The following is a 23331-nucleotide window of genomic DNA, read 5'->3' on the forward strand; positions in this document are numbered from 1 at the left end:
ACCTATAAATGTGCGGCGATAAAAAATGTAAGCGGTTACATACTAATAAAATACAGAGGAATAACTATGTCTGGAGTGTTAACAATGATACTGGCTGGTGGCGAAGGCACCCGCTTATCACCTTTAACAGCGGTGCGTGCGAAACCGGCTGTTCCTTTTGGTGGAAACTACCGTATCATCGATTTTGTTTTAAATAACTTTGTAAATGCTGACTTACTGCAGATTTTCGTTATTACGCAGTTTAAATCACATTCATTGATGAAGCATTTAAGTCGCGCATGGCGAGTAGGGGGGTATCCAATCGTTTTATCGATCCCATTCCCGCGCAAATGCAAACAGGTAAGCATTGGTACTTAGGTACGGCAGATGCTATTTATCAGAATTTGCATTTGATTGAAGGTTTAGATCCAGAGCATGTTTGTGTGTTCGGTGGCGATCATATCTATAAAATGGATATTCGCCAGATGTTAGATTTTCATCGTAATAAAAACGCGAAACTAACCGTTGCTGCTATCCCTGTCCCGAAAGAGCAAGCTCATGAGTTTGGTATTATCGAGGTCGATGCCGACGGTCGGATGATCGGTTTTGAAGAAAAGCCAAAAAGTAATCCTAAAACAATCCCAGGTCAACCGGACATGGTACTGGCATCGATGGGTAACTATATTTTTGAAGCCAATTGTTTAGTGAATGTGCTAAATGCAGATGCCGCACAGCCCGATTCAAAACATGATTTTGGCCACAACATTATTCCAGGACTTTATCCGCAGGGTGAAGTGTATGTTTATGACTTTTCTACCAACCATATTCGCGGCGAATCACAGAGCAGCGCTGGTTACTGGCGTGATGTAGGCACCATCGATTCTTATTACGAAGCGAATATGGATTTAATCTCGATTGATCCCCCGTTCGATGTTTATAACCGTTTTTGGCCGTTACGCAGCTATACGCCGCCAGTACCGCCAGCAAAATTTGTGCACGATCAAGCTAATCGAACCGGCCAAGCGATAAGCTCAATGGTTGCCGCGGGTTCTATTATCAGTGGTGCGATTATTTATCAGTCTATCCTTGGTTATAATGTTAACGTGCATAGCCACAGTTATATCGAAAAGAGTGTGTTAATGGGCAATAACGACATTGGTCGGGGTTGTCGGATCCGTCGCTGTATTATTGATAAAGATGTGCGTATCGCACCCAACACGGTGATTGGTGAAGATTTAGAAGCCGATCGCAAGCGTTTTCATGTGTCTGCAGGCGGAGTTGTGGTGATCCCTAAAGGCGCCCGGGTCGGCTTTGATGATGAGTAAGCTCGGCACAACCGATTAAGGAATTAGCAGTGCAGATTTTGTTGTTATGTAGTGAATACGAAGGCTTGATTAAAACCGGTGGTTTGGCTGATGCCTGTTATGGCTTAGCCATTAACCTAAAAGCCGCAGGCCATGAAGTCACCGTGATGCTACCTCGCTATGCGCCTTTATATAGCCGTCCGACGGGAGAGTCTGACGCGTTGTTTTTTGAGTTAGGTGGTCAGGAATATGGCTGTGCGGTGCGTCAGCTATTATCCCACGATGTCGATATTCGCGTAGTAGAGCACGATGATTTCTTTCAACGTGATCGCCCCTACGATGACGGTAAACATGGTTATGCTGATAATCCGCTACGCTTTGGCTTTTTTTGCAAAGCGGCGTTGGAGTGGGCTAAACATTATTTACCTGAAGTCGATATCATTCATGGTCATGATTGGCAAACTGGAGTTGCGGCAGCTTATTTAAAACAGCATTACGCCCATGATCCGGTATTAGGGGGAATACCCTTTGTTTATACCATCCATAATGGTGCGTATCAGCTCACAACTGATCATTATTGGTTTGGCCGTTTAGGCTTGCAGGCTAATGATGATCAATTTTTAAATATGCTAGAACAGGGTATTCGTCACGCCACTAAGCTGAATACCGTTAGCGTAGGTTATCGGGATGAATTAATGACTGAGCCTGCGGCTAATGGCTTGTCGGCACTCTATCAACGCCGTGCCGCTGATTTTTTTGGTATCTTAAACGGTTGTGACTATCAACAGTGGGATCCCGCCACAGATGATGCGCTGATCGCGAACTTCAGTATTAATGATTTAAGCGGTAAAGCGCAATGTAAATCCCATTTACGCCAACGCTTTAATTTAGCCGAGCTCGATGTGCCATTATTCGTTGCGGTAAGCCGTATTACCGGGCAAAAAGGCTTTGATTATTTAATACCAGCCTTACGCCGGTGGTTAGCTAACACCACAGCGCAAGTATTTTTGGTGGGCAGTGGTGACGCTGAGTATTGTAGACAGCTTTATCAGTTACAACATGATTTTAACGCGCAATTTCGTTTCTTCGAAGGTTTTGACGAGCGTTTAGCTCATCAAACGGAAGCGGCCGGTGACTTCTTTTTAATGCCGTCGTTATTTGAACCTTGTGGTTTGAATCAACTTTACAGCTTAAAGTATGGCACCGTGCCTTTAGTGCGGTTAACGGGGGGATTACGCGATACGGTTCAACCTTGGCCTGGTGCTGCGGCAACCGGCATTGGCTTTACTGAAATCAGTGTTGAAGCCATGCAAACGGCCTTAGAACAAGCGGAAACGCTGTATCAACAACCGAACCAGTACCAGCAAGTACAACACCGCGGCATGCTGCAAAATTTTAGCTGGCCTGCTGCTGTTAACGAATACCAAGCCCTATATCTGAAGGCAAGAAATGTGCACCTTGCTGAGGAATTATGCAGTTAACAGTTTTATTGAAAAATTGCCGTGAGAAATTCAGCAATATTTGGTAGCCTGAATTAACGCTTTTGAAAAGGTTAAGTTTATGGATGCATTAACGCTACTGACTACCCGATATTCCTCGCCACGACTGCGCGAACCTGCGCCAGAAGGTGAGGCGCTAAACTTAATTAAGCGTGCCGCTATACAAGTACCGGATCACGGTGCTTTGAGGCCTTGGCGTTTTGTTGTGGCTGAAGGCCGTGACGCGCTAACACGCTTAGGGGATATATTTGCCGAAGCAGCGATTGAAGAAGATCCGTCTATCTCAATTGATATGCAGGAGCGTGCCCGACAGTTACCCATGCGAGCACCCATGGTGATTATTTGTATTGCTAAGATCACTGAGCATGCAAAAGTGCCGTCTGTAGAGCAAGTGCAATCGGTTGCGTGCAGCGTGATGGCGATGCAACAAATGGCGTTTGCGCTAGGTTTTGGTGGTATTTGGCGTACGGGAGCTTACGCACAATATGATTATGTGAAACAAGCTTTTAAACTGGATGCCGATGATGAAATTGTGGGCTTTTTGTATCTAGGCACCCCCAGTGGTCAAGCACCACAAAAGAGTGCTTTAGAGCCAGAGGCTTTTTTTAGCGATTTTTAAGCTTAAACACTTTTTATTAAACGCTGCCACTGGCCAAAACGCTGAGTGCTAAGTGTGATGCTTTGATCAATAAAACAGCCAGTGGCTTTTGCCATCTGGCTGTTTTTTTTAGGTTACGGTTATTTACCTGGAGCATTCTTGTTTTGGTCTCTATGATGTGTTGGCGTTATCGATAATTTTTCACCCCCCCACACTGTGACTTAAAACCAAGCGGGTTAAACCCCGTAAACTATTTCGCTTAAATTTTACCCTGTGACAACTCTGACATCATTACTGCGTTACGTTACAATAGGTATTTTAAAGCATTTAACTATAGCCAACCGCAGGACGACTTCATTTGTATAGCACTGATTTTAACCAAAAACGTAAATTTATTGTCAAATTAGGTAAGATGCTGCACAAGTACGGCACACCTGCATATCGGTTAGAGGCCCATTTAACGGAGCTAACTTCGCATCTGGGTATAAAGGGTTCGTTTATTATCTCGCCAACGTCTATGACTTTTGTGCTTTGGACCGATGGTCATGAACAAGAGTACACCCATGCTTCTCGTGTAAACCCAGGGGATTTAGATTTGGGCGCTTTATCTCGAACAGATGAACTGGTAGATCAGGTGCTCAGTGGCCAAGTTGGCTTAGTTGAAGCCGATTCGTTGCTCGACATTATTGATGCCCGCCCCAGCTCTTACGGTAAGCTGGCTACCGCCATTGCCATGATGGGATCCGGTGGTGCCTTTGCGATGTTAATGGCCACCAGTTGGAATGATGTGCTTTGGTCGTCTTTATTGTCGCTATTGGTTTACTTATTTATGCTATGGGCGGCACACTCGCCACGCATTAACAATATGCTGGAGCCTCTGGTTGCTCTGGCCGCCGCGATCGGTGCTTGTGCAATTAGCAGCTATATCGATCCGGGTATTAATATTCGTCTTACGGTGCTTTCGGCCATTATTTCATTTATTCCCGGCTTGGCGCTGACCATAGGTTTTGCCGAATTAGCTGCACGTCATCTGGTATCGGGTAATGCGCGGATCATGGACGCTTTAATGCTGTTGTTTAAATTATACTTTGGCGCTTTTTTAGGGATGGCGATTGGCTTTAAATTATTTGGTATTGTCGATTTTGTTAAACCCGAACCGATTTCACGGTATTTTGCCTGGTTGGCGGTGGGGATTTTAGTTAGCTCGTTGATTGTGTTATTTAAAAGTCGCGGAAAGTATACGCTGTGGTCTTTGGCTGCAGGCTTTATTGCTTATGGGGTTAGTATTACCGGCGCCAGTGCTTTTGATTACACCATGGGGGCTTTTTTAGGCGCTTTCGCTGTTGGCATCTATAGCAACCTGTTTACCCGTTTAGCCAAGGCTCCGGCAGTTATTGTCGCCATGCATGGACTGATTGTGCTAGTGCCAGGAAGTAAAACCTACATTGGCTTAAACTCCTTGATTTCTGGCCAAGACTTCGTTGTTTCAGATCGAGTGGGGCAACAAACCTTTTTGATTTTAATGGCGCTGGTCGGCGGGCTGATCTTTGCTAATGTGGCTTTACCGCCGAAGAAAAGCTTGTGATAAAACAATAAAATTGAAATCTTTGGTAACAATTTAAAAAAATGCCAGTCAGTTAAGCTGACTGGCATTTTATAAGCAGACTAAAAGGTATCAGCCGTTTCAGCGTTGCATATTAAACACACTAAGGCTTGTTCGTTTCAATTAAAACTCGGCGTTACCTGGAGTGCGTGGGAAGGCAATCACATCTCGTACGTTACCAACACCGGTAACATAAGAGACTAAACGCTCAAAACCCAACCCAAAGCCTGAGTGCGGCACGGTGCCATAACGACGTAAATCGCGATACCAGCCATAATCTTCTTTGTTTAAACCCATTTCAGCTAAGCGTGCATCAAACTGCTCTAAACGCTCTTCACGTTGGCTACCACCGATAATCTCACCAATACCCGGGGCTAATACGTCCATCGCGGCGACGGTTTTACCATCGGCATTTAAACGCATATAGAAGGCTTTAATGTCTTTCGGGTAGTTTTGCATAATGATGGGTGCACCAATATGCTCTTCGGCAAGGTAACGCTCATGCTCTGATTGTAAATCGACACCCCATTCGACAGGGTATTCAAACTTCTTGCCACAGGTTTTTAAGATCTCAATGGCGTCGGTGTAATCCATCCGCACGAAATGAGAGTTAACCACCTGTTCTAAACGTTCAATGGCTTTAGGATCGATACGCTCAGCAAAGAAGGCCATATCATCAGCACGTTCAGTTAATACGGCTTTTAATACGTATTTCAGTAAGTCTTCAGCCAGTTGGGCAATGTCTTTTAATTCGGCAAACGCCACTTCGGGTTCAATCATCCAAAACTCAGCCAAATGCCGGCTAGTGTTAGAATTTTCAGCACGGAAGGTTGGGCCAAAGGTGTAGATTTTTGACATAGCACAGGCGTAAGTTTCGCCGTTTAATTGGCCGGATACGGTCAGGTAAGTTTCTTTACCAAAGAAATCTTTACTAAAATCAATAGCGCCTTTGTCATCACGCGGCAAGTTCTGTAAATCTAAGGTGCTGACCCGAAACATTTCGCCGGCGCCTTCGGTGTCAGAGCCGGTGATCAACGGCGTGCTGATCCAAAAATAGCCTTGTTCATGGAAAAACCGATGGATAGCTTGTGCTAAACAGTGACGAACGCGAGTTACCGCGCCCATGATATTAGTGCGAGCCCGCAAATGCGCATGCTCGCGCAGATATTCCATACTATGGCGTTTGGGGGCCATCGGGTAGGTGTCTGGATTTTCTACCCAGCCGACGACTTCAACATGGTCTGCTTGAATTTCAAACGCTTGGCCTTGACCTTCTGAACGAGCAATAACGCCAGACACAATAACTGAACATGATGTCGTTAAGCGTTTAACTTCCGTTTCATAATTGGTTAATTCTGCGGGCACTACCGCCTGAACGGCATCGAAACAACTGCCGTCGTGCACAGCTAAAAAGGAAATGCCAGCTTTCGAATCGCGGCGGGTTCTGATCCAACCTTTTACAGTTACTTTATCGCCAATCGAATAGTGACCGGCCAAAACGTCTTTTATTACGGCATGCGTCATGCAAACAACTCCCGAAGGTGCAATGGGGCGAGGGCTAAGCCTCTAATGATAAAAACAGCAATGATACTTTGCTAGTGGCTGAAAACAAGCAAAAAGTGGCGCTGTAACCAAAAAGTCTTGTTATCAAAGCGAGTAGGTGTTTTGCGGCCAATTACGGCACAGCGATTGAAGGGTTGTTAAGTGAGATGTGGCGGTTGCAGAAAAGCAGTGCGAAACAACTTAACAGCGATATTTATTAATAGATACCGACTAATTGAACTTGTGCTTGTTCCAACGAAGGTAAGGCTAAAAGCTGTTGACCGCTGCTGTCTAAAATCACTGCTTGTCCGACAGCCCAAAGACGGCTGTAACGGCGATCTTTATCCACCACAAAAGCCTGCAAGGTATCGGTTAAACGCAAACGTTTCCCGTCGGCATGCGAGCTGATCAGGGTCAGTTTTGTGCCTTTACGCTCTTGTAACTCGCCGCTTTGATAACGCGCTTGAAAGGTAAAGCCGGCAATAAAAAGCTCGTTACTGCCTGTTTTTAAATTACGGCCGCTAATCAGTACCGGCGTACCCGCTAAACCAAATTGTGTGGCGGTGACGCGCCACACTGTGCCATCAGAGAGTGTCAGTTGATTGTTATCATAACTGGCGATCTCAGCGACTAAATAGCTCAGCGGATCGCCGGGTAAGGGGCTTTGCTGCTGTTGAGCTAAAGCGCTACCGGCAGCTAAGCCGATAGCGAATAGAAGCCAAGTTAGCGCTGCTTTTCTCAAGGTTGGGTTGCCTGATAAAGCGTTTTAATCCAGCGCGCTTCAGTAATAAAATTCCAATGCCACGCATTAAACTGCTCGCCTAAACCTCGGTCGATCATTTGTTGCTCGGTGAGTCCTTCAGCACGCCAAGCCACAACTTGTGCCATGGTTTGCTCCATCATCTTCAGTTCTTTAGCTAAACCGGCTTTGTTAGTTAAATCACCATGACCAGGGATGACTTGGGTGTTGTCATCAATACGTTGAAGCACATAACGGGTGTTTTCAATGTACTGCTGCACATTGCCGCCATTACCAAAATCGATGTATGGGAAACGACCTTGAAACATTAAATCGCCCATATGCACGATATTAAACTGTGGGAACCAGACCAGGATATCGCCATCAGTGTGACTGGCAGGCATGGGCTCAAGCATTAATTCAATGTTGCCATGTTTGATGTTTAACACTTTATCAAAGGTCGTTTTAGGTAAGCCCGCAGGGTTGAAGTTACTGTCATTGCGTAGTCGCGTCAGTACATTTACATGCGCGATAATATCGGCATTAGCGGCTAAGGCTGCATTACCACCGACATGATCGCCGTGCATATGGGTGTTAATCAGGGTTGTGAGCTCACCTGGGCTAAGGGTTTTTAACTTGGCGCGGATTTTATCTGCCAGCTCAACATACTGACTGTCAATTAACAGCACCGAATCGGCAGTGGTCACTGCCGCCATATTGCCACCGGCTCCGGTTAACATGTAAATATCTTTTGCTAGCGTTGCTGAATTAATTTGAACATCAGCAAAACGATCAGCGAAAGCGAATTGGCTGGTAACTAACAAACTAACCGCGGTGACTAGGGTACGCAACTTCATACAACACTCCTACTATAGGGAAGACAAGTTTAGGTTAGCTGTGCTTACGCTAGAGTAACGCATCTGGTTCGATGTAGCGTATTTATTTTTGTACAGCCGCATTAAGCGGCTACCGTGAGCATCGCTGCTGTTAATTTACTCAGTTCCTGCGCGCTAATGGTAAAAGGCGGCATCACGTAAATCAAATGGTTAAACGGCCGGATCCAGACGCCTAGCTCGACAAACTGTGCTTGTAACAGCGCAACATCAACCGGCTGATACATTTCAAATACGCCAATGGCACCTAACACCCGTACCTCTTTTACTTTAGCAAAGTGTTTAGCTGCTGCAAGCTCTGTGTTTAATTGCTGCGCTATGGCCGCAACTTGCTGCTGCCAGTCGTTTTGCGCAATCAGTTTTAAGCTGGCGAGTGCGACCGCACAGGCCAGCGGATTTGCCATAAAGGTGGGGCCATGCATTAAGCCACCCGCGGCACTTTGGCTAATACCCCGTGCTACTTCATCTGTGCACAGTGTCGCGGCCAAGGTTAAATAACCACCGCTGAGAGCTTTGCCTACACACATAATATCGGGTGCGATGTCCGCATGCTCACAAGCAAATAATTTGCCGGTACGGCCAAAGCCCGTGGCAATCTCATCGGCAATCAATAACACCTTATACTGATTACACAGCGCGCGAGCCCGGCGTAAGTACTCCGGATGATAAAAGCGCATCCCCCCATAGCCTTGTACAATCGGCTCAAGGATTAATGCGGCAATGTGTTGGTGTTCAGCGGCAAGCAGCGTCTCGAGCGGTGCCATGCACTCTGCAGAAAATGGCTGGTCGAACGGGCACGCGGGTGCCGGCAAAAAGAAGTGTTGTGGTAATAGCTCACTGAACATGCTGTGCATGCTATCGGTAGGATCGCATACCGCCATCGCCGCAAACGTATCACCATGATAGCCCTTACGTAGGCTAATTAACTTGGTTTTCTGTGGCGTGTCACTGGCTTGCCAGTATTGCAGGGCCATTTTTATCGCTACTTCGACGGCAATTGACCCACTATCCGCTAAAAATACCTTGCTTAGGGGCGCGGGTACCATGCTGAGCAATTGCTGACACAACTGCACGGCGGGGGCATGCGTAATGCCGCCAAACATCACATGGGCCATCTTGGCGAGTTGCTCGGTAACGGCGGCATTTAATACGGGATGATTATAACCATGTACCGCCGACCACCATGACGCGGTACCATCAATTAAGCGACGGCCATCTTCTAAAATGAGTGTACAGCCCTCAGCCGCTGCAACAGGATAAACAGGCAAAGGGTTTAGCATAGACGTGTAGGGATGCCAAATATGTTGCCGATCAAAAGCCAAATCAGTGCTCATAAAATAATCATTAGTAAAGTTTTCGGGGTGGTCAGCGTTGACAAGCTGGCCGCTAGCGCTAGACTAGCCGAAAAAAACCGTGATCACAAATCTCGCAGGGACCTATTATGCAGGCGAATACCGCAGCTCCATCACCACAAGATACCTCCGCTTCTACCGCTAAAGCCGCTGCGCCGGTGCGGCATAATTGGTCACTGGCCGAGGTTAATGCACTGTATGCATTACCCTTTAATGACTTATTATTTCAAGCACAAACTGTGCATCGTGCTCATTTTAAACCAAATGAAGTGCAAATCAGCACGCTGTTATCTATTAAAACAGGAGCTTGCGCCGAAGATTGTAAATATTGCCCACAAAGCGGCCATTACAATACCGGTTTAGAGCGCGAGCGCTTAATCGAAGTAGAAAAAGTGTTACAGCAAGCTCAAGCGGCTAAGCAAAAAGGCGCTAGCCGTTTTTGCATGGGCGCGGCTTGGAGTAACCCTAAGCAACGCGATATGCCTTACATTATTGAAATGGTGCGTGGCGTTAAAGCCATGGGGCTTGAAACCTGTATGACATTGGGTATGTTAGAAGCCGAGCAAGCTCAAACCTTAGCGTCCGCTGGTTTAGATTACTACAACCATAACCTCGATACATCGCCAGAATTTTACGGTGAAATTATTACGACCCGTACTTATCAAGACCGGCTGGATACCTTAACGCATGTGCGTGATGCCGGGATGAAAGTGTGTTGTGGCGGCATTGTCGGTATGGGGGAAACCGCCAATGATCGTTCAGCGCTATTAATGCAACTGGCTAATTTACCTGAGCATCCGCAAAGTGTGCCAATTAATATGTTGGTAAAAGTAAAAGGCACACCGCTGGAAAACGTTGATGATTTAGACGCTTTCGAATTTATTCGCACCATTGCCGTGGCACGTATTATGTTACCGCAAAGTCATGTACGTTTATCGGCGGGGCGCTCGCGGATGAATGAACAGATGCAAGCATTATGTTTCTTTGCAGGTGCCAACTCGATTTTCTATGGCGATAAATTACTAACCACAGAAAACCCAGAAGCGGATGCGGACATGCAGCTATTTGCTAAGTTAGGGATCAACTCAGCGCAGCAGCATGATGTTTCAGATGAAGCGCATGAACTCGCTTTAGCGGATGCGATTAAAGAGCAGCAGAACCCACCGTTATATCACGCTGCTGGCTAGGAGTGGCGAATGCACCTGAGTCAGTTAGAGCATGCTTTACAACAACGCCTCAGCGAGGGTTTACTGCGGCAAAGCCAAGTCATAGCCGATTATAAAGGCCGCTATTTAGAAGTCGGTGGTCAATGTTATTTAAACTTTTCTGCCAATGATTATTTAGGCTTAGCGAATTCAAGTAAAGTAAAAGCCAGTTATGCCGCCGGCGCTGAGCGCTATGGTGCGGGCAGTACCGGCTCGCCGTTAGTCACTGGCTATCATCACATTCATCAGCAGCTGTCAGCGCAACTTGCCGCATGGCTCGGTTTTGAGCGTGTGCTGTTGTTTAGCTCGGGTTTTGCAGCCAATCAAGCCATGTTACAAAGCTTGGTGGCCAGTAACGATCTCTTGCTGTTAGACAAGTTAAGTCATGCCTCATTAATTGACGCTGCCCTGTCACATAAAGGGCGTTTTCGCCGCTTTGCCCATAATGATTTAAACGCCTTAGCGCGCCTGTTACCGGAAACACCGGACGCTGGAAATCACAGTCTTGTGGTCACGGAAGGCGTCTTTAGTATGGATGGTGATAGCCCCGATCTTGTGGCGCTATCTAAGCTCTGTCAGCAACGGCAAGCGGCTCTGCTGCTAGACGATGCACATGGCTTAGGGGTGCTAGGTGAACAAGGCCGCGGCAGTTGGCAGGCACAGGGATTAGCTTCGCAACAGTTGTATTGCTACATGGCTAACTTTGGTAAAGCGCTTGGCGTGGGTGGGGCTTTTTTGGCGGGAAGCAAAACGGTTATCGACTACATTGAACAATTTGCACGACATTATATTTACAGCACGGCTTTGTCACCTGCCTTATGTGCAGCGGTAAGCCAAAGCATTGAGTTGGTACAAACCGAACAATGGCGCCGGGATAAATTACAAGACAATATTCAATTATTCCGCAGCTTAGCGGCAGAGGCCGATTTACCCTGTTTACCTGCGACAGGGGCTATCCAAGCCATTATGCTCGGTAGCAGCGAGCGCGCTGTTGCCCTAAGTCAGCAATTGAAACAATTAGGTATTTGGCTTACCGCCATACGGCAACCGACGGTACCCGCCGGCAGCGCCAGGTTACGCGTGACGCTTAGCGCGTCACATCAGGCCGAAGATATTCAGTTTTTAATCAAGATGTTAAAGCAGGCGTTAGCATGTTAGCGCAGCCGTTGCAGGTGGCCAGTTGTTTTAGTAAAGCCGCTGGTAGTTATGTCGATGCTGCGCGTTTGCAACGGCAAGTTGCGCAGGCGGCATTGACGCAATTAGTGTCTTTTGGCAAACCGCTGGGGCATTTACTGGACATCGGTTGTGGTCCTGGTTGGTTACACCCAGAGCTATTATCCCTGGCTCAAAAAATCACCGCGGTGGATTTAAGTAGCGGGATGTTAGCCCAGGCGCAAGCTCAGCAATTACCCATCCATTATTTGCAAGCCGATGCCGCGGCGTTGCCACTGGCAACGGCCAGTGTTGATCAGGTATTTTCGAGCCTGATGTTGCAATGGTGTCCTGCGCCGCAACAGGTGTTTGCTGAAATAGCCCGGGTGCTTCGCCCTGGCGGGCAATTTGTAATCACCACCTTGATCGAGGGTACCCTGACTGAAATGGCACAAGCCTTTGCCGCCGTTGATGAGCAGCCGCATATCCATGCCTTTTTAAGCCTAGCCGATTTACAGCATGCCATCTCGGGCGTGGCGTTAGCCTGCTCAATACAAACGACCTGCTATCAGTTACCTTACGCTGATATTTTTGCTTTAGCCAAAGAGTTAAAAGCCTTGGGGGCGAATCATCTGGCTAATCGAGCACAGCGCGGTCTCACAGGTAAAGGTTATTGGCAGCGGGTCAGTGCCGCTTATCCACAGTCTGCTGTCGGTATCCCCTTAATTGCCAGTTATTATGTGGTACAAATTAGCGGGACTAAACCGCTTTAAGTGTATTCAACACTCCGGTTATTTTCGTTTTAGGAACACAGGCTATGAGCGCAAACAGCTTTTTTGTTACAGGCACCGATACCGATGCGGGGAAAACCTTTGTCAGTACGTTATTACTGCAAGGTTTTCAATCACTTGGTATAAGTGCTGTTGGCGCGAAACCGATAGCGGCTGGCGCAGAAATCAATGAAGCCGGGCAACTTGTGAACAGTGACGCGTTACTGTTACAGCGGCATTCCGGTATCGCGTTACCTTATTCACAGCTTAATCCATTGTGTTTTGCCAAAGCATGCGCACCGCATTTTGCTGCGGCAGAGCTGCAACAACCGTTATCAGAAGCGGTATTATCCGCACAGCGACAACAGTTAGAGCAAAGCGGTGCCGAAATTGTGTTAATCGAAGGCGCGGGTGGCTGGTTATTACCGATCAGTGCTGATCGCTACCTGGCCGATTGGGTGCAAGCAGAAAACCTGCCGGTATTGCTGGTGGTAGGCGTAAAACTGGGCTGTTTAAATCATGCTGTATTGACCGCACGTGAGTTGACACGCAGTGGTTGTCAGGTTATAGGTTGGGTAGCCAATATACTGCAGCCAGAGATGTTATTTCTTGCACAAAACCTGGCTGATCTTACGGCACGTTTACCTTGGTCGTTACTCGCTACGGTACCATTTCAGCCCTCAGTGAGCGAGCAACAAGCCGTGGCACGCACGCTGGCGCACGCTACGGCTAAGCAATTGATACCAACTTAACTTGCGTTGTTTAATAAGGGGCGACTTAACGTGGCCGCAAACTGTGCCGTTAATTCAGTGTTCTCGGCTATCGCTTGTTTTGTTCCCGCCAAAAACCAATAGCCTCCGGCTTGACCTAATTGCACAATTTGATTGTCTGTGATCTTAAGTGCAGTGCCCTCGGGTAAGCCGATGATTGGCACACTAGGATTTAACTGCATAAATTCAGCGAGGCGCATATCACGCGTTTCACCATGAAAATCAGCGGGAACCACATCGGTATAATGCGGGTTTAATTGCGCATTTAAAAAATGCAAAGTGGCAAAAGACGGTGGTTCGACAATCGGCATGTCATTAGTGGTGCGGATAGTTTCACCTGCGATATTGGCACCCGCACTCCAGCCAATATAAGGCATACCATTGGTTACGCGTTGCCGGATGACGTTAATAAGATCATTTTTATACAAGAGGTTAACTAGCTGGAAGGTATTACCACCGCCGATTAAAATGGCTTCGGCATTAAGAACCGCAGCTTTAGCATCGGCTTGTTGATGTAGCGCATCGACACGGATATTTAAGCTCTCTAAGGCGGCTTTCACATTAAGATAATATTGTTCGTGACTGATGGTTACGCCGGCATAAGGAATAAACAGTACCGAGGATACTTTACTCAAATGGGTTTTGATCCAGGCTAAGTAGGGTGTCAAATATTCGCTGTTATTGGCACGTGAGCTACTGAGTAATAACAAGTTCATAAACTAGTCCGAAAGGTCATTTTTGCAAATTTTACCTGAAAAAGTGAAATATTTCTGTGACTTTGTTAAACCTTAAATTGATTTTGTGGTCTTTGCCCATATATTACTAAACAGTGATCATTATGAGGTAAAAAAGCATGAAAAGAGTCTTGTTGTTCTTAGCAACAAACTTAGCCGTTATTCTGGTGCTAAGTATTGTGCTCAATGTGGTATTCAGTGCGTTGGGTATTGATCCTAGCAGTATTGGTGGTTTATTGGTGTTTGCAGCCATTTTTGGTTTTGGTGGCTCCTTTATCTCACTATTAATGTCGAAATGGATGGCGAAACGTTCTACCGGTGCGGTAGTGATTACGCAACCACGTAATGCCACTGAACATTGGTTAGTTAACACGGTAGCAAAACAAGCTAAAGCGGCCGGCATTGGTATGCCAGAAGTGGCTATTTATGATTCGCCAGAGATGAATGCCTTTGCCACAGGGGCAAATCGTAATAATGCCTTGGTTGCGGTTTCAACCGGCTTGATGCGCAGTATGAGCGAAGATGAAGTTGAAGCGGTACTGGCACATGAAGTGTCGCATATCGCGAACGGTGACATGGTCACCTTAACCTTGATCCAAGGTGTGGTGAATACCTTTGTTATTTTCTTAGCACGCTTAATTGCTGGGGTGATCCGCAATAACAATCAGCAAATGGGTACCTTTGCTTATTACGGTATCGTGATTGTGTTAGAAATGGTGTTTGGCATCTTGGCTAGCATTATCGTGATGTGGTTCTCGCGTCAACGCGAATACCGTGCGGATGCCGGAGCGGCTCGGATTTCGGGTCCGAACAAAATGATTAAAGCGCTGCAGCGTTTACAGAATAATCATGAAAGTCAGCTTGAGGGCAGTTTAATGGCCTTTGGGATCTCAGGTAAGAAAGCTAAATCAGAATTGTTTTTAAGCCATCCGCCTTTAGAGAAACGGATTGCGGCACTGCGTAACAGCCGCGAATTTTAAGCTTAACTAGCCCTACGATTGTAGGGCTTTTTTTTCTGTTTAGCTTGTTATGCTAAAGCCTATTTTATTGCTAAGGAGCTGTTATGTTTGCTGCACCGATGATCCCTGCCTTTTATCCACCACGGCGTATTTTAATGGGCCCAGGCCCTTCCGATGTGCATCCTCAGGTGTTAGCCGCCCAGGCCAAACCGATTATTGGCCATTTAGATCCGTTGTTTGTCAGCATGATGGATGAATTAAAACAGTTATTGCAATATGCGTTTCAAACCCGCAATGAGATGACGCTGGCCATTTCAGCTCCGGGTTCAGCCGGTATGGAAGCCTGCTTTGTTAATTTGGTGGAAGCGGGTGACAAGGTTATCGTTTGTCGTAATGGTGTTTTTGGCGAGCGGATGCGCAAAAATGTTGAGCGTTGTGGCGGTATTGCGGTAACGGTTGATTTTAAATGGGGCGAGCCGGTGCAACCGGCTGCGGTGGAAGCGCTGCTAAAGGATCATCCGGATGCGCGTTTTTTAGCCTTCGTGCATGCTGAAACCTCCACTGGGGCGTTAAGTGATGCCAAAACACTGTGTGCTTTAGCCAAGCAATACGGCTGTTTAACTATCGTTGATGCGGTGACATCCCTAGGCGGTGTCGAATTACGAGTTGATGAGTGGGGCATTGATGCCATTTATTCGGGTAGTCAAAAATGCTTATCTTGTGTGCCAGGACTCTCGCCTATCTCATTTTCAGCGGCGGCAGTAGCAAAAATTACAGCAAGGACAACACCGGTACAAAGCTGGTTTTTAGATCAGAGTTTAGTGATGGCTTATTGGAGTGGCGGCGCTAAACGCGCTTACCATCATACGGCTCCGGTGAATGCGTTGTATGCCTTACATGAATCACTGCGCTTGTTAGCGGCCGAAGGTTTAGAAAATGCTTGGGCACGTCATCAGGTCATGCATCAAGAACTGCGGGCGGGTTTAGAGCAGTTAGGTATTGCATTTGTAGTAGAGGAACCGTATCGCTTGCCGCAACTGAATGCTATTTATATTCCGCAAGGTATCGATGATGCGAAGGTTCGTGCCACGCTATTAAACGAATTTAACTTAGAAATAGGGGCTGGTCTTGGTGAATTGGCGGGTAAAGCCTGGCGTATTGGTTTAATGGGGTTTGGGGCGCGTCGAGAAAATATCGCTTTGTGCTTACATGCCTTACGGCAGTTATTAAATTAAAACCCAACGACGTCGAGATTAGCGCATTGTTACCTTGCATTTTTTGGCTGACAGTCTAAGGTGTATAAAACAACAATAAGGATGTAACTATGCAGTTTAGCGCTGAATTAATTGATGAAATCCGTGTTTTAGCGATGTTTAATCTCGACAGTGTCAATTCAGGTATCAAAGCGCATAAGATGGCGGAGCCACAAATGCTCGCCGCCATCAGCCGGTTGTATAGCAAGGGGTTGATTAATCAACCTGATGGTGGCTATCTCACCGACTTAGGGATACATTGTGCTGAACAATTACAAACGGCATTACGTATTCTAGGTACGCCTGAATCAGGTTAATTTAAGTTACCTTACTAAGCGCCGTAACGAGCGGCGCTGTAACCGCAGTTCTCGCCGCAGTAACCTCAGTGCTGCGGCATCATCATTAAATACCGCAGCCTCATATAATTTTCTTAATCGCTCTAAAGCTTGTTGTTGTGCCGGATTTTGTTCTGCTAGCGTAGTCAACCTGCTAGATAAAGTGCAGCCTGCAGCAGGAGTTGTGCCCAGTGCTTGCGTCAGCCAGTGCCATGCTTGATGAGCGTGATCAGCGCGTTGTGTAACGAATTGCCTAAGCATAACGGCTGCGCCTAACAACAATAAGGCGCCTAATGAATACAGCAGCACAGACCAATATTCCCAACGGCGTAAACGTTGCCATAACTGTTCTTGATCTTGTTGATTAAAACCCAGTACCCATACCGACCACACGTAATCCAGATGTGACCATTGCAAGGCAAGTTGACCCAGCCAATTATCTTGCCAGCCACTGAGTAAGGCGCGTTCATTGTCGCTCAGTGTTTGTTCAATACCCTCAAGGATGCGCTCAGGTGCGATAGCTGCGGTGGGATCATAACGTTGCCAGCCGCTTGCGGTTAAATATTCAACCCAAGCATGAGCATCGCGTTGCCTAACTTGCAGGTATTGCTGATTTTCTTGCCAATTGCCCCCCAGATAACCGCCAACTACACGGGCAGGAATACCGGCGGCACGCAAGATCACAGCAGTTGCAGAGGCATAATGGCTACAAAAGCCGCTACGCGTTTCATATAAAAATTGATCGATAGCATTTTGACCAAGACGGGGTGGCGTTAAAGTGTAAAAAAACGGCTCTTGCTGAAAATACGCACTGAGTGCTTGCACTATTTTATCGGGTTGTGCTGGAAATTGAGTGGCTAAGGCTGCACCAAAAGCCCTTGCTTGAGGGTTTGCGTTGTCTTGTAACAAATTAAGCTGTTTTTCCGCAGGCGAGGCTAAAGGCAGTGTTTGTAAACGACTTTGTAAGCTGTAGCTGATGCGTTGCGTCAACGGCGTTTGGCTGGCCATTAAGGCGGCAGGTTTTGCCACAAGGTTGGCTTGCCAGCTAACAGGTAAGCCCAAGCTGAATAAGTCTGTTTGATAGCTACTCTCTGCTAATATTTGATATTTTACCAACGGGGCACCGGCAGCGAACGCGGGTAATTCAGTTACCATCGTTCGGCGTTGCCGCGAATCAAAGCGTGCGTTGACCTGCCAACGGCGACCATCGAAATCTTCGTAAACTTTAGCGCGCCAATACCAATCTGCTTTATCCGGTCGCTCATTTAAAAAGCTTACCCGAAAAGCCAAGGCATCACTTTGCACTAACTTTTCAATACTGCCGGGGTCGAGTTCATCGCCTAAACCGGTGCTTGCCATATTTTGATTGGGTAATTGCCATAGGGGCGGCAGGCGTGGAAATAATAAAAACATGCCTAGCCAGAGCGGAAAGCTCAGCGCAAAAATGCCCATTAGGCGTTTTGGCTGCAGCGTCGATTCAGCCGGGGCGAATAAGCGATACTGTAAATACAGGTTTAACAGCGCCAGCGCAAAAATCAGGATTGCCATACTCATTTGCTGGTAAAAAATAAAACAGCAGGCAATGGCAAAGTAATGCACCCATAATAATTGTAAGCCTTGGCCACGTTGTTGCACCGTTAAACTGCGCGCTACTGCGGCGAGCAATAAAATATGCAGCATTAGATTAAGCACACCTAATTGCCGTACCTGTAGCAGCATCAATAATAACAGCGGAGCTAACAACACGTTAATTTGTCGATTACTCAGTGCCGGTTTGTTTTGATAAAGTCGCCAAGCCTGAAAGGTCAGCAGTAAAGCAAATAGCAAGCTACTGGCAATACTTAAAGCCGGTTGATATAGCAAAAATAACAGCACTTGTAATAACAGGCCATAAACTGCCCAGTAGCGGGGTAAGGCTAGGTTCGCCATCAGCATAAAGCCAACTCCTGCAGGCAGCGTTCTAGGTGCAGTGCACCTTTTGCCGGGGCTAAAGTGACACTTTGTGTTTGTAAGCCATAACTATGGCCTTGTTGTTCTAACGCTAATAATTGAAAGCAGGCATGGCTTAAAACCGATTCCAGCGCTGCGCCTTGCAATGCCGGGATCTTGATCCAATGCGGTAATGGGCTGGCTTCACCACTGTAACTGCGTACCACCGGTTGCTCGGGTGCGCTGGCAAGCTTACGCCACAAAATGCGTTTGGGACTGTCACCCGCTTGATAGCTTTTGACGTCGTCCGGCTCGAGTAAGGCATGGGGTGTAGTTTGTTTACTTGCTTGCTCGGCGAGTCGCTCGGTATTGGCGTGTATTTGTTCGATGGCTTCTGGATAAACCCAAATAGCACTGGTCAGCGCCGGATAGCTCCAGCAGCGAAATAAGCCCAGCGGAAAGGTGCTACTAAGCTCTAGACGCGGGAGTGGATAATAACCCCGACTCAGTGTGGGTAATGCTAATACAAAGCGTTGTTGCTGGCTCAAGGATTCAACTAATTGCCGTTGTCGTTGACCGCGCAAGCCAATATGCAACATCTGGCAGCTTTTACTGCTCAGCGCGAGCGGTAACTGAGCGTGTTCAGGCGCAAAACAACGTGCATCTTGTTTTACGCTTAGTTTTAGCTGATGCATATTTAAAAATGCCAGTAACATCGTCACAATTAATAGACTAAGTAACATAAAACTGAGCAATAGGATCAGGTTGTTTTGATAATTAGTCCCCATCAGATACAGTAAGGCGATCAAAAACACAAACCACCAACCAAAACGACTGGGCAGAATGTAAATGACACTTTGTGTCAGTTCGACCTCTGTTGCTGCAGGCTGGCGCTTGGCCAACCAAGCCGCAAATTTACGTTTAAACCAATCTTTACTGTCGTTAAACATCATAACTGACAGGGCGTGCGCTGTATTAAGAGTTGGCTTGACGGGTGTTCGCCGGCAAGGCTTTGCGGATTCAGCCGATGCTCTGCAATGTAAGGGAAGATCTGCTGGACATCATCCGCGGTAACAAAACTGCGGCCTTGCACAAATGCCATCGCTTTAGCGGCGCGGACAATCGCCTTGGCAGCACGCGGTGACAAAGGTAAAAACTCGTTACTATGCCGACTGGCATGCACCAACGCTAAAATGTAATCAAGTACCGCATCGTTAATCGCGACCTTGGGCACCTGTAATTGCAAGTGCCGCAACTGCTCGGGGCTTAATGGTTCGGTTAATAATTGCAAACGTGAGCCTGCCGATTCATCTTGTAATAACTGTTTTTCAGCGGCTTTATCTGGAAAACCTAAAGAAATCCGAAACAAAAAACGATCGAGTTGCGACTCGGGTAAGGCACTGGTCCCGGCATGAAACAGCGGGTTTTGCGTGGCGATAACAAAAAAAGGACTCGGTAAAGGCCGCGTTTCGCCATCGATCGAGACTTGGCGCTCTTCCATGGCTTCGAGTAAAGCACTTTGGGTTTTTGGGCTGGCGCGATTAATTTCATCGGCCAGTAACACCTGGCTAAATACCGGGCCCGCTTGAAAGTAAAATTGTGCTGAACGGGTATCATAAATATTGATACCAAGTAAATCGCCGGGTAATAAGTCATTGGTAAATTGCACCCGCTTGTAACTTAAACCAGCGGCATTCGCTAACGCATGGGCTAGGGTGGTTTTGCCCATACCGGGTAAGTCTTCGAGCAATAAATGCCCCTCGGCTAACAGGCAACATAAGGCTAATCTGATTTGTGTGGCTTTACCTAGAATAACCCGGTTCAGGTTTTGTTCTACCCGATGTAGTTCAGCGAGCAAGTGACCTCCGGCAAGATGGGTTTATGCAAAGAAAGGCTAACAGTGCAGCAGGGGGTTACTCATGCGGCTCCTGTAACCAACGCACTAATTCTGTGCGATTACGACTGTGTGTCTTCTTAAAAATAGCCGACACATGAACCTTTACGGTGTTAGCGCTGATTTGGAGCTGTTCAGCGATTTCTTTATTACGCGCGCCTTCGGCGATCAAACGGCTGACCCGTTGCTCTTGATCTGTCAGCAGCGCAGGTAATTTAATGCGTCGATTAGATTGTTCACGAAGTTGAAACAGGGCATCTAAGGTATCCGACATGACGTTACGGGCATAATAAAGTTGGCCTGCCATCATGCTTTGCAGCGCGCGTTTGATCATCTCGGCTTGTTCATCGCTGTAGATAACACCGCGTAAGCCGGCAAAAATAGCTCGGTTAGGGTCGACGAGTTGCCGTTCAGCATGAAATACAAAAAGCGGCACTTGGCGGCTAATACTCAATAAACGCGCAGAGAAGCCTTTTTTAGCAGTTGTATCCGAGCTGAACTGGTAGCCGGCTAAAACACCCTTATAGTGATGTAATTGGCTAAAGGCATTTACGGGGCATTGTTCAACATCTATGCCCACTGTTTTGGCATGACGGTAAGTACTCAGCGGTGTAGTCTCGTCTGTTAACAGCACAAGACGTGAAAACCTTTCCATAATCTTTACCTTTTACACAATTAAGGTAACTATATAACGACAGACCTTATTTTGAAAAGCAAAGTATGACAAAGAAAGTGTTATTTGTATGTTTAGGCAACATTTGCCGCTCTCCAACGGCTCATGCCATCCTCAGACACAAGCTTAATGCCGCTGGATTAGCAATTAAAGTGGAATCTGCAGGCACTAGCGCCAGCCATTCGGGTAATCCGCCGGATCCGCGCTCGGTGAAAGTGGCAGCCTTATCGGGCTATAGTTTTAAAGGGATCCGTTCGCGACCAGTAAAAAGCACTGACTTTAGCGATTACGATCTGATCCTGGCCATGGATAACGACAATCTGCACTCGCTAAAACAGCGTTGCCCCGAAGAGTTACAACATAAATTAGCCTTGTTTATGAGTTACCATCCTGATTTTAACAAATGGCCAGAAGTACCTGATCCTTACTATGGCGGTCAAAAAGGCTTTGAGTTGGTTTATCAATTAATTGAAGACGGTTGTGAGCATTTATTGCAACGTTTGCAAGGCAACCAAAACTAGCCGCTTGTACGTAAATGCAGCAGCTAGCATGTCGACAGCAGAAAAAGTCTATTTTTATGATTGAATTTACGTCCAGAAGTCTATAACTTTGCAGGGTGTTTAATCTATCTACAGGAATTTCATTGTGACCACCTGGACGCCACAAAGTTGGCGACAACTGCCGATCCAACAGCAACCGACTTATCAGGATCAGCAACTACTGCAGCAAGTAGAGCAACAATTACACAAGTACCCACCGTTAGTGTTTGCACAAGAAACGCGGGATTTGTATAGCCAACTCGGCCAAGTGGCTGAGGGAAATGGCTTTTTACTGCAAGGTGGCGACTGCGCCGAAAGTTTTAATGACTTTAATGCGCCCAAAATTCGCGATACGTTTAAAGTCTTACTGCAAATGGCAGTGGTATTAACCTTTGCCGGTGGTTTGCCAGTGGTTAAGGTTGCGCGAATGGCGGGTCAGTATGCCAAACCTCGTTCCAGTGATTTGGAAACCATTAATGGCATTTCCTTACCGAGTTATCGCGGTGATATCGTCAACAGTTTTGAATTTACCGAGCAAGCGCGCCAGCCTGATCCAAACCGTTTAATCACCGCTTATCATCATTCTGCGGCAACGCTTAATTTGCTGCGGGCTTTTGCCCAAGGTGGCTTAGCGGACTTGCATCAGGTTAGTCGCTGGAATATGGGGTTTGTTGAATCTAATCCGCTAAAAGAGCGCTACCAAAGTGTCGCTACTCGCATCCAAGAAGCGCTGCGTTTTATGGAAACCTGTGGCATTACTGCACAAAATTCACCGTCGATTCGGGAAACACAGTTATACACTTCGCATGAAGCGTTATTACTGAATTACGAAGAAGCCTTAACACGCCGTGATACCTTAACGGGTAAGTGGTATGACTGTTCTGCACATATGGTGTGGATTGGTGAACGGACACGGCAACTCGACCATGCCCATTTAGCTTTTTTCAAAGGTATTCATAACCCGGTTGGCGTAAAAATTGGTCCAGGTATGCAAGAGGATGATTTAATTCGTCTGATTGATGCGTTAAACCCAGAAAATAACGCAGGTCGTTTAACGTTAATTACCCGGATGGGTGCCGATAAGTTAGCCGACAAGCTGCCCGCTTTGGTGCGACGCGTGAAACAAGAAGGTCGTAAGGTCGTCTGGAGTTCTGATCCGATGCATGGTAATACGGTTAAAGCCAGCAACGATTATAAAACCCGTGACTTTGAAGCGATCTTAAAAGAAATTCGCAATTTCTTTGCTGTGCACAAAGCTGAAGGTACGCATGCCGGTGGTATTCACCTAGAAATGACGGGTGAGCATGTGACGGAATGTACGGGTGGCGCTTATGGTTTAAGTGAAAACGATCTCTCTAAACGTTATTTCACGCAATGTGACCCGCGTTTAAATGCTGATCAAGTATTGGAACTAGCCTTTTTGATTGCCGATACGCTAAGTACGGCGCTTAAATAGCCTTCACCGTTAAGTGCTACCGCGCGAGCTAGGTTGCACGTTAACGCAGGTAAAAGCCTTAAATTGCATGGCGATTTAAGGCTTTTTTATTGGTGCGGGAAACCTGTTAGCGTAGTTAAAAGCGCCCAATCGCGGTTAGGCTTAGTCTGTAAT

21 protein-coding genes and 1 pseudogene are annotated in these 23331 nt (G+C 46.8%); 13 read left to right on the forward strand and 9 right to left on the reverse strand.

What is annotated here, in order from left to right; translation table 11 throughout:
* Positions 1–66 precede the first annotated feature (66 nt).
* From glgC to ACUJFK_RS10030, 4 genes and pseudogenes are all read left to right on the forward strand, one after another.
* A pseudogene (gene glgC / locus ACUJFK_RS10015) lies at positions 67–1304 on the forward strand (glucose-1-phosphate adenylyltransferase).
* Between the two features lie 29 nt (positions 1305–1333).
* The gene (locus ACUJFK_RS10020) at positions 1334–2764 is read left to right on the forward strand and encodes a glycogen synthase (RefSeq protein WP_445424739.1); all 1431 of its coding nucleotides are present in this window, start codon (positions 1334–1336) and stop codon (positions 2762–2764) included.
* Positions 2765–2843: 79 nt separating this feature from the next.
* Complete coding sequence (locus ACUJFK_RS10025) at positions 2844–3401, forward strand: NAD(P)H nitroreductase (protein ID WP_306178703.1); 558 nt, start codon at positions 2844–2846, stop codon at positions 3399–3401.
* Between the two features lie 337 nt (positions 3402–3738).
* Positions 3739–4965, forward strand: a complete 1227-nt coding sequence (locus tag ACUJFK_RS10030) for a threonine/serine exporter family protein (RefSeq protein WP_226751634.1) — start codon at positions 3739–3741, stop codon at positions 4963–4965.
* A 141-nt stretch (positions 4966–5106) separates the two neighbouring features.
* Here the strand turns inward: ACUJFK_RS10030 and asnS are convergent, their stop codons facing one another.
* The 4 genes from asnS to bioA all read right to left on the reverse strand — a co-directional run bounded on the left by asnS (position 5107) and on the right by bioA (position 9491).
* Positions 5107–6507 carry an asparagine--tRNA ligase gene (asnS, locus tag ACUJFK_RS10035; protein WP_226751633.1) on the reverse strand — a complete coding sequence of 467 codons (1401 nt, stop codon included), beginning with the start codon at positions 6505–6507 and terminating at the stop codon, positions 5107–5109.
* Positions 6508–6742: 235 nt separating this feature from the next.
* A complete protein-coding gene (locus ACUJFK_RS10040) occupies positions 6743–7267 on the reverse strand; it encodes a hypothetical protein (RefSeq protein WP_445424740.1) in 525 nt (174 codons plus the stop codon).
* Complete coding sequence (locus ACUJFK_RS10045; RefSeq protein ID WP_226751631.1) at positions 7264–8121, reverse strand: MBL fold metallo-hydrolase; 858 nt, start codon at positions 8119–8121, stop codon at positions 7264–7266. Before ACUJFK_RS10045 ends, ACUJFK_RS10040 begins: the two co-directional genes overlap by 4 nt.
* Before the next feature lie 101 nt (positions 8122–8222).
* Positions 8223–9491 carry an adenosylmethionine--8-amino-7-oxononanoate transaminase gene (gene bioA / locus ACUJFK_RS10050; RefSeq protein WP_445424741.1) on the reverse strand — a complete coding sequence of 423 codons (1269 nt, stop codon included), beginning with the start codon at positions 9489–9491 and terminating at the stop codon, positions 8223–8225.
* 107 nt (positions 9492–9598) lie between these two features.
* On the opposite strand from bioA, the gene bioB reads away from it, so the two are divergent.
* Genes bioB through bioD form a run of 4 tightly spaced genes read left to right on the forward strand, consistent with a single transcriptional unit; the run spans position 9599 to position 13388 of the window.
* A complete protein-coding gene (gene bioB / locus ACUJFK_RS10055) occupies positions 9599–10696 on the forward strand; it encodes a biotin synthase BioB (protein ID WP_445424742.1) in 1098 nt (365 codons plus the stop codon).
* Between the two features lie 9 nt (positions 10697–10705).
* On the forward strand, positions 10706–11872 hold the full coding sequence (locus ACUJFK_RS10060; RefSeq protein WP_445424743.1) for an aminotransferase class I/II-fold pyridoxal phosphate-dependent enzyme: 1167 nt from the start codon (positions 10706–10708) through the stop codon (positions 11870–11872).
* Entirely contained in the window at positions 11866–12639 is a 774-nt protein-coding gene (locus ACUJFK_RS10065) for a methyltransferase domain-containing protein (RefSeq protein ID WP_445424744.1), read from the forward strand. Before ACUJFK_RS10060 ends, ACUJFK_RS10065 begins: the two co-directional genes overlap by 7 nt.
* Positions 12640–12683: 44 nt before the next feature.
* Entirely contained in the window at positions 12684–13388 is a 705-nt protein-coding gene (gene bioD / locus ACUJFK_RS10070; protein ID WP_445424745.1) for a dethiobiotin synthase, read from the forward strand.
* On the opposite strand, the gene pepE is transcribed toward bioD, so the two are convergent.
* Positions 13385–14122, reverse strand: a complete 738-nt coding sequence (gene pepE / locus ACUJFK_RS10075; RefSeq protein WP_445424746.1) for a dipeptidase PepE — start codon at positions 14120–14122, stop codon at positions 13385–13387. The genes bioD and pepE overlap by 4 nt on opposite strands.
* A gap of 137 nt (positions 14123–14259) precedes the next feature.
* Here pepE and htpX point away from each other — a divergent pair, with 137 nt between their 5' ends.
* The 3 genes from htpX (at position 14260) to ACUJFK_RS10090 (ending at position 16669) form a co-directional block, all read left to right on the forward strand.
* Positions 14260–15120: a protease HtpX gene (gene htpX, locus ACUJFK_RS10080; protein WP_226751624.1), complete on the forward strand. Its 861-nt coding sequence runs from the start codon at positions 14260–14262 to the stop codon at positions 15118–15120.
* 83 nt (positions 15121–15203) lie between these two features.
* Positions 15204–16334, forward strand: coding sequence for a pyridoxal-phosphate-dependent aminotransferase family protein (locus ACUJFK_RS10085; protein WP_445424747.1), 1131 nt, complete (start codon positions 15204–15206; stop codon positions 16332–16334).
* Between the two features lie 89 nt (positions 16335–16423).
* Positions 16424–16669 carry a TIGR02647 family protein gene (locus tag ACUJFK_RS10090; protein WP_445424748.1) on the forward strand — a complete coding sequence of 82 codons (246 nt, stop codon included), beginning with the start codon at positions 16424–16426 and terminating at the stop codon, positions 16667–16669.
* 6 nt (positions 16670–16675) lie between these two features.
* On the opposite strand, the gene ACUJFK_RS10095 is transcribed toward ACUJFK_RS10090, so the two are convergent.
* The 4 genes from ACUJFK_RS10095 to ACUJFK_RS10110 are packed head-to-tail and all read right to left on the reverse strand — an operon-like array spanning position 16676 to position 21165.
* The gene (locus tag ACUJFK_RS10095) at positions 16676–18622 is read right to left on the reverse strand and encodes a transglutaminase family protein (protein WP_445424749.1); all 1947 of its coding nucleotides are present in this window, start codon (positions 18620–18622) and stop codon (positions 16676–16678) included.
* Positions 18616–19569 carry a hypothetical protein gene (locus ACUJFK_RS10100; protein ID WP_445424750.1) on the reverse strand — a complete coding sequence of 318 codons (954 nt, stop codon included), beginning with the start codon at positions 19567–19569 and terminating at the stop codon, positions 18616–18618. Before ACUJFK_RS10100 ends, ACUJFK_RS10095 begins: the two co-directional genes overlap by 7 nt.
* Positions 19566–20474: an AAA family ATPase gene (locus ACUJFK_RS10105; protein WP_445424751.1), complete on the reverse strand. Its 909-nt coding sequence runs from the start codon at positions 20472–20474 to the stop codon at positions 19566–19568. The genes ACUJFK_RS10100 and ACUJFK_RS10105 overlap by 4 nt, the downstream gene beginning before the upstream one ends.
* Positions 20475–20529: 55 nt before the next feature.
* A complete protein-coding gene (locus tag ACUJFK_RS10110) occupies positions 20530–21165 on the reverse strand; it encodes a response regulator transcription factor (protein WP_445424752.1) in 636 nt (211 codons plus the stop codon).
* A 65-nt stretch (positions 21166–21230) separates the two neighbouring features.
* Here ACUJFK_RS10110 and ACUJFK_RS10115 point away from each other — a divergent pair, with 65 nt between their 5' ends.
* Together ACUJFK_RS10115 and ACUJFK_RS10120 are read left to right on the forward strand one after the other, a co-directional pair.
* Positions 21231–21704 (forward strand): low molecular weight protein-tyrosine-phosphatase, encoded by a 474-nt coding sequence (locus tag ACUJFK_RS10115; protein WP_226751617.1) that lies wholly within the window; start codon positions 21231–21233, stop codon positions 21702–21704.
* Positions 21705–21828: 124 nt separating this feature from the next.
* Entirely contained in the window at positions 21829–23178 is a 1350-nt protein-coding gene (locus ACUJFK_RS10120) for a class II 3-deoxy-7-phosphoheptulonate synthase (RefSeq protein ID WP_445424753.1), read from the forward strand.
* Positions 23179–23331: the final 153 nt, after the last annotated feature.

The sequence above is a fragment of the Alishewanella sp. HL-SH06 genome, from assembly GCF_052656265.1.